We start from the raw sequence: 8073 nt of genomic DNA, 5'->3' as shown, positions 1-8073 counted from the left end.
ACAATACTACTGAAATGGGGATGGGTGTGTCTGCATTGTATAATGGAAACATAAGTGAAACAATTTGGCGTACAGCAAATTCCGAAACATACGGAAACCGTAAACGTGGTTATGCATATCAATATGATGCGCTTAATCGCATAACAGAAGGAGGATTTAGAAGAGCCAATAGTACAGGAAGTAGTTTTATTGAGCAAACCAATGAATACAATGTAACTGGAATAGATTATGATTTAAATGGAAATATTAAACATCTTAATAGACGAGGGGTGATTAATAGCTCTAATTCAATTGGTGATATGGATAAACTAACTTACACCTATAGTTCTAATAGTAACAAATTACAAATAGTATCTGATGCAGGTAATGACACCTATGGTTTTAAAGATGACCTAATAGGAGCAGGAATAGATTCTACAACAGATTATACTTATGATGTAAATGGGAATATGACTAAAGATGATAACAAAGGAATAACACGTATTACCTACAACCATTTAAATTTACCAACCAAAGTAACACTAAATAACGGAAATATTGAGTACTTTTACGATGCAACAGGTGTGAAATTAAAGAAAATAGTGAGCACAGGAGAAAATACATTATACGCAGGAAATTACATTTATTCAGGTTCTGAAGGTATGGAAACATTAAAATTCTTTAACCAACCTGAAGGTTATGTAGAACCTGAAAATGCTAGTAATTATGGCGCTGGGTTTAATTATATTTACCAATATAAAGACCATTTAGGGAATATTAGATTGAGTTATTCTGATAAAAATGGAAATGGAACTATTTTAGTTAGTACTAACCCAAACACTAATGAATTAGTTGAAGAAAATAACTACTATCCCTTTGGCTTAAAACATAAAGGGTATAATTACGTTCAAGGAGCAATGAGAGACCACAAGTATGGTTTTGGTGGTAAGGAAGAGCAAGATGAGTTAGGTCTTGGATGGATAGATATCACTGCACGTAACTATGACCCAGCATTAGGTCGTTGGATGAACATTGACCCGTTAGCTGAAATTTCAAGACGATTTTCCCCTTATACATATGCACTAAATAATCCTATTTTCTTTATTGACCCTGATGGAATGACAGCATTGACAAATGACTGGAAGAAAAATGGAGATGGTACTTATACTGCCGAAAAAGGTGATAGTGCAGGTTCTTTACATACACAGCATTTAAAAGAGGATGGATACACTTATCAAGAAACTAATCATATTGTTGAAACACAACGTGGAGAAAATAAAGTTGGTAGCGATGGGCAAGAAAAATCTAATATTAAAGAAGGGGATGTGGTTGTTGTGCCTGATGAATATGTAGCTGCTATGGAAAAAAAGACTGAAAAGGCTGAAATTGCTGAATGGAATAAAGGTGTTACAAATGAATTAAAGAGTGAAATAGCTGAAAATCATACTGAAATGAATAAAATAGACAAATCTATGGATAGTTTAGATGCGATTTATGATAACGCTATAGAAGGAATAAGTGGGAAGCACGATGGATTGGGAGATAGAAACGGTGGATATATTCTTTTCCAAGCTGGTGAAGGTATTAAAGCTAGCAATAAAAAGGTTGAGTTAAAAAATAAGAAAGACAGTTTAAGAGAAGTAAATCAAGATAAAAGCAAAGAGATTAAAAGACGTGACTCGCTTTTTGGTTATAAATAGGGATAAATTGAAAAAGATTTTATTAAAAGTATTAGAATGGTTTTTAATCCTATATGTATTTATATACATATTGACATTTTCAATACGTTTTTTGTCTAATAATTATGAACGGTTTGAAATTAAATTAGAACATTATTCTTTGTTATTGAATATATTAATTTACGTACCAATATTTGGGTTTTTAGTTTTCATAGTTTCATATTTAAGAATACAAAAACAGGAGAATTTATTTTTTATCAAAAAAGGTAAAGAATTAAAAAAAATCTTTATTAGCTTAATTCTAATATATTTTGGCTCATTTTTAGTGAATCCATTTTACCATAATTTTAATTCAGATAAAATCCCAGTATTTGAATTTAACTCAATTCCTTTAAATGATAATATAATTGAAATTCTTTCAGTAATATTAATTGCACCTATTTTTGAGGAATTGTTTTTTAGAGCATTACTTTTAAATCCATTTATAAAAGAAAAGAAAGTTTTATTTGGTGTTATTATTACATCATTATTGTACTCAATTAGTCATCTATATATAACAAGTATTAGTTACCATGTAGATTATATATTTTTAATTAATTATTTTTTAATTGGTATTATTTTTTCAGTTTTAAGAGTCAATTTTGGTCTAATTTATGCAATAATAGCTCATTTCATATATAATCTATTAACATTTCTCTATGATAAAGAAATAATTAATCTATTTGTTTTAGATTATATTAATTTTAGCAGCCTATATTGGAGTATATATATACTTATGATGTTATTAATAGTTTTCTTAGTTTATAGAATTTCCAAATTGGATAGCATCACCCGCTCCCGCTAGTTTGTAACTAGTGGCGAGATGAGTAAGTTAAGTAATAAATAGAAGCCGTGCAACCTACGAGATATTTATACGAAAAACAGTCCCATTTAAGGGAATTATCTAAAAATGAATAAGTTATCAATACTACTGAAAAAGTATTATATATTACAGGTTATAAAAACCAGATGGCGCGGATATGGCACTCACATCGATAGCGCGGAAATGTTTTCCGTGCCCGTAACGAGTAAGCGACTAATACTAATATAATATAAACCACTTTCTATAAATTAGAGAGTGGTTTTACTTTTAAGAAACTTTATATAAATCGTCACAGATAGCAAATCTGCTATAGCAGATGAACCCGATGGCGCGGATATGTAACACACAACGATAGCGCGGAAATGCTTCCCGTGCCCGTAACAATTAAGAACATACAAAACCATTTTCTATAAACTAGGAAATGGTTTTTACTTTTAAGAAGCTTTAAATAAATCGTCACAGATAGCAAATCTGCTATAGCAGATGGGCTATGCTAATAAGGCACTTGCACGGATTTCAAATCCGCTCTAACAAATTATTTTAAACTTGATAGTACTAAGATATCACAGATAGCAAATTTGCGCCAACAGACACTTCGACTCCGCTCAGTGATCAGTTAGGAAAGGTGGAATTTCATTTTTCAAGTCAAACACTAAGGATTGTCCTTACAAATACAAAGGTGTTTCATTTGACATGATTGCTTTTGAGTGTTTAATTTTAGGGTTTTAAAAATTCAATCTATTCGCTGTCTTAAAAAAATCAAAACATTTAAAGCTTCAAAATTTATTTAACCTAAAAAAAATGACATGAGAAATACTTTTATTATTATTTGTTTGCTCTTATTTAACAGTAATTTATTTTCTCAGGAATTTAAGCTTCCTGAAATTTTCCCTTCATCACCTACAGCTGCTGAATTGGGAAAGTTTGGCGCCTACCCTGTTAATCTTTCTACTGGACTCCCTCAAATTGAAATTCCTTTATATACCATTCAATCAGGTGATTTAAGCATTCCTATTACTTTAAAATACCATGCTTCTGGGATAAAAGTAAATCAGATGTCGTCTTGGGTTGGTTTAGGTTGGAGTTTGGATACTGGTGGTTTGATAAGTTTAGAAGTTAGAGATACACCAGATGAATTAGAACCAAATCCTTATGACATTCCAAGTACAAACACTATAGATAATATTATATCGCAGGATCCTTATAATTTTGACCACCCAATAATTAAAAATGCTCTGCAAAATTCATGGGTAAAAGATGCCTACCATATTAATTTACCAACGGTTAGCGGTACTTTCTTTTTAGATGCCGATACTTCTGGTGAAGTTCTTACTAAATTCCCTCCTGAGGCTTATAAAGTATATAGAGAAACAGGAGGTTTAAATAACACATATATCTACAAAGTAATTGATAAATATGGTGTTTCATATTTGTTTGATGATGTAGAAGAGTCTCGTATGGTCAAAAACTCTTCAAACCAAAATGAAGATTATCATCTATATAATAAAAATTATAATTCTGCATGGTTGCTCAGTAAGATTGTTAGTGCTAAGGGGAGTATGATTACATATACTTATGGGACAAGATATATAACAGAGAATAAAGGAGTAAGCCATTCTTTAACCTATTCTAATATTAGACATAGAACTAGCAGTACGGATGTTACTGAATATACGGTTGTTGACCCCTACAAAACTTCTATTTCTAAATCTGAAAATATTGCAAATAAAATACAAAAGATTGATTTTCCAAATGGTAGAATTCGTTTTATTACCAATTGTAATGCTCAATATGACGGGGTTGATGGTGGAGACGGAATATTTTTGGATAAAATTATCATAGAAAAAGGAAATGATACGGATGGTTATAGTTCAATAAAAACAATCAGATTTACCTACTCAATTACTGGTAGCCCAAATTACTATTCAAGTACAAATAGTTACAAATATCGGTTTAAGTTAGATCATATTACTGAAGATTTTGGACCTGAAAGTATAAAAAAGATTGCAGATTTTGAATATTCTCCCGTGCAACTACCCGAATTTAATTCGTATTCTGTCGATTTTTTCGGAATGTATAATGGGAGCACAAATAGCAATTTAATTCCGAGACATAAAGTATTTGTTCCTTATTTTACTGGAGCAGGGTCTTATACAAATGAAATCCAAATAGGAGGTGCTAATAGATCAATAAACTTGATTAACATGCAAGCGGGGATGTTGACAAAAATTAAGTATCCAACCAAAGGTTATACTATATTTGATTACGAACCTAATTCGTTTTATGGAGAAAACAAGTTTGCAAAAGAACTTGAAGATAGAAAAGTTATCATCGGCGAATTCAGTTTAAATGGTACCGGGAATGCTAGATACCCTGCTCCTTTGCCTTCACCTTATGATGATGATCTCGGATACCCATCAGAAAGTATACGATATACTTTAAGTAAAGCAAAAAAACTCTTTATTAAGGGAAACATTAACTGTTCTAATTGCAGTTCTATAAATTCTAAATATTCTTTTACCGAAATACGAATTACAAACAATGGAGTTGAAAAATACAGTAGTAAAAAAACATCGACGAGCAGTTGGGCAATAGATGAGGAAATTTTTTTAGACCCAGGTTCTGTTTATATATATTTTTCCGTTTATGGTGATCGGGTATCTTCTTATTTCGATGCATGGTATAACAAAGATGATTCAGATTATTTAGATGAAAATGTTCAAGGGTTTGGGTTAAGAATAAAAAAGATGACAAATTATGATTCTGAAAATCAATTTGTGAATCAAAAAGAATACGGCTATTTAATTCCAGGAACCAATAATTCTAGTGGAAAACTTGTAAATGATAAATATGAATATGAATTAGCAAAACCGAGTTTTCATTCATTTACACTAAGTACTGGTTGCGCCTTTTATCAAAATACAAATTATACTTCTACATTATCAAAAACAATAAATTCTTCTTCTAGAATTGGTTTTGAAAATAACAGTATCACCTACGAATATGTAACAGAATTTGATAAAGATTCTTTAGGAAATACAAATGGGAGAACCCAGTACAAGTATACGGTTTTTCCTAATAAAAATTATGACCCAGACGGAGGTTCGATGTGGAAGAATAATGGATATATGAGAAGTAAACTGTTGGAGAAGATAATATATGATGAAGCAGATAAGGTTTTAGTTGTTGAAAATAATGTATTTTCAAAAAATCTCCTTAAAAATAATTCAAGAGAAGAGTTTAAACTATATTCATTCGGTTATTCTGATACAGATATGACTCAGGCTTTTTGTGAAGATTACTCAATCCCTTCGTTAGCAAATAGTCTTAGGTATTATGATCCTAGTCCAAATGCATATTGGTACAAAAAAGACAAAACTGAAGTTACTGAATATTTTTATGATGAGATTGGAAACTTGATTGAGGAATTGAAAACAACAAGTAATTACATTTATAATTCACAAAATCAAGAAATTTCAGAAAGTACGATCACTAATTCTAAAAATGAAATTATTAAAAATAGTTATAAATATGCTCACGATTTAAATGATTTACGCTTAATAAATGATAATCGTATTGCCATTCCTCTTGAAACTACTAAGATTAATGGCAGTCAAATTATTAACAATCAAAAAAATGTATATACAGATTATGGGAATTTATATTTACCTAATGAAATCTATATAAAAAAGGGAGGTTTGGTAAATTTAGATTCTGCTATAGATCGAAATTTTGTATATGACAATTATGACACTAAAGGAAATATTATTCAATATCATTCAGAAAATACAGCACCTGTTGCTATTATATGGGGTTACAAACAACAATACCCCGTTGCTAAAATAGAAAATGCATCTTATGCTGATGCAATAGCTTTGATTTCTCAAACAATTCTAGATAACCCTACTAATGACAGTGCATTAAAAACTGAATTGAACAAGATTAGAACAGGCTTACCAACTGCAATGGTTACCACCTACACCTATGATCCTTTAATTGGAATTACGAGTGTTACAGACCCTAAAGGCTATACCATTTATTATAAATATGATGCCTTTAACAGATTGGAGTATGTAAAAGATGCTGAGGGGAATATATTAAGTAAAAACGAATACAACTACAAAGGGCAACTATAATAAACGAAACAAAAAAACAGAATGATGAAATATAAACATTATATAATTATTTTACTGACATGCATATTTACAAGTTTATCTTATGGGCAAACAGAAATAAACGCTAGTTTACTAGAGGGAACTTGGAAATTGAACATTACAGAAACTCTAAACAGTATGGAACCATCCAAAAAAGTAACTTGGAACAGCATGCAATCCGAATCTAGAGAACGAATTTCACAGCATTATAAAGATAGGAAGATTCTGTTGAGTCCAGAAGGAGATTATACACTTACCTTAACTAATGGCCAAACATCAAAAGGTACTTGGTTATATAATTCAGATACTAAAACATTAAAGATTACTCATGTCAATGGAAAAACTAGTAGTCAAAAAGTACAACTTTTGAATGATTCAGAATTGGTTTTAGTGCCAGAACAAAAAATCAATCATACAATACTACTTTCTAAACTATACTATACTAAAAACTAAAGCATTAATATTATGAATACACAGAATACGCATGATGTTTTAAAAATTACGGTTGTTCTATTATTTTTATTGATGAGTAATTTTAGTATTACAGCCCAAAATAATATATATATACAAGGGCCAACCAAAGCTCATCAAGGGGAAATTTTAACCTATACACTCAATAATCCAAATGGAGACATAAACCCTAATGAAACATATTGGTATTGGGAAGCTTTAAATAACGACTTTTATTACTATGACGAAAACATGGGGTCATCTACGGATATTGAATTTAATCTTCCTTTGGATTACGATATTGGTGTAGAACTTTACGATGATGATTACAATTATATAGATGGTGATTATCTAACGGTAACAGTCATTCCAGAAATCCCAAACACACCACCAAATCCAACGGTATTGAGTAGTACAACGGGAAGTGTTACATTGCAACGTACAGATTCTCCCCAAACAGATATGGATATTACATGGTATTGGCAAAGTAGTTCCAATGGTACAAGTACAAGTAATGGAAGTGGTACAACCAAAGTAGTTACAACCGGTACAACGTACTATTTACGAGCATATAATTCTCATTCAGGTTTATGGAGTACAGATTCGGGTTGGGTATCATATACTGTTCCAACTTTACAAACCTGGTATCAAGATAGCGATGGTGATGGGCTGGGTGACCCTAACAACTTTATTAACCAGACGTCCAAACCTACAGGATATGTGAGCAACAGTGATGACGAATGTCCTTTGCAATCAGGTACATTGGATAATAATGGATGTCCAGTGGTTAGTACACCATTAAGTGATCAGAATTACGTGTACACAATAACACCAACCAAGGGTGTTAACAAATTAGGTTTGCTATCTAACAATGAATTTATGGAAAGTGTAAACTATTACGATGGCCTTGGAAGACCCATACAAAGTATTGCAATTCGTGCTGGTGGTC

At 31.2% G+C, this 8073-nt stretch carries 4 protein-coding genes and 1 pseudogene; all 5 read left to right on the top strand.

Going from position 1 to position 8073, the window contains the following annotated elements; all coding sequences use genetic code 11:
- A partial coding sequence (locus EC396_RS14210) for an RHS repeat-associated core domain-containing protein (RefSeq protein ID WP_240665724.1) occupies positions 1 to 1679 on the top strand: 1679 nt, incomplete at its 5' end.
- 7 nt (positions 1680 to 1686) lie between these two features.
- A complete protein-coding gene (locus tag EC396_RS14205) occupies positions 1687 to 2502 on the top strand; it encodes a CPBP family intramembrane glutamic endopeptidase (protein ID WP_164975314.1) in 816 nt (271 codons plus the stop codon).
- An 824-nt stretch (positions 2503 to 3326) separates the two neighbouring features.
- Entirely contained in the window at positions 3327 to 6656 is a 3330-nt protein-coding gene (locus EC396_RS14200) for an RHS repeat domain-containing protein (protein ID WP_129367257.1), read from the top strand.
- A gap of 21 nt (positions 6657 to 6677) precedes the next feature.
- Positions 6678 to 7127 carry a hypothetical protein gene (locus EC396_RS14195; RefSeq protein WP_164975313.1) on the top strand — a complete coding sequence of 150 codons (450 nt, stop codon included), beginning with the start codon at positions 6678 to 6680 and terminating at the stop codon, positions 7125 to 7127.
- A gap of 12 nt (positions 7128 to 7139) precedes the next feature.
- A pseudogene (locus tag EC396_RS14190) lies at positions 7140 to 8073 on the top strand (hypothetical protein); the annotation flags it as partial.

This window comes from Lutibacter sp. HS1-25 (assembly GCF_004121075.1).
Lineage (GTDB): Bacteria > Bacteroidota > Bacteroidia > Flavobacteriales > Flavobacteriaceae > Lutibacter.
Note: the sequence above shows the minus strand (reverse complement) of the source record. Positions and strands in the feature narration are given on the sequence as shown.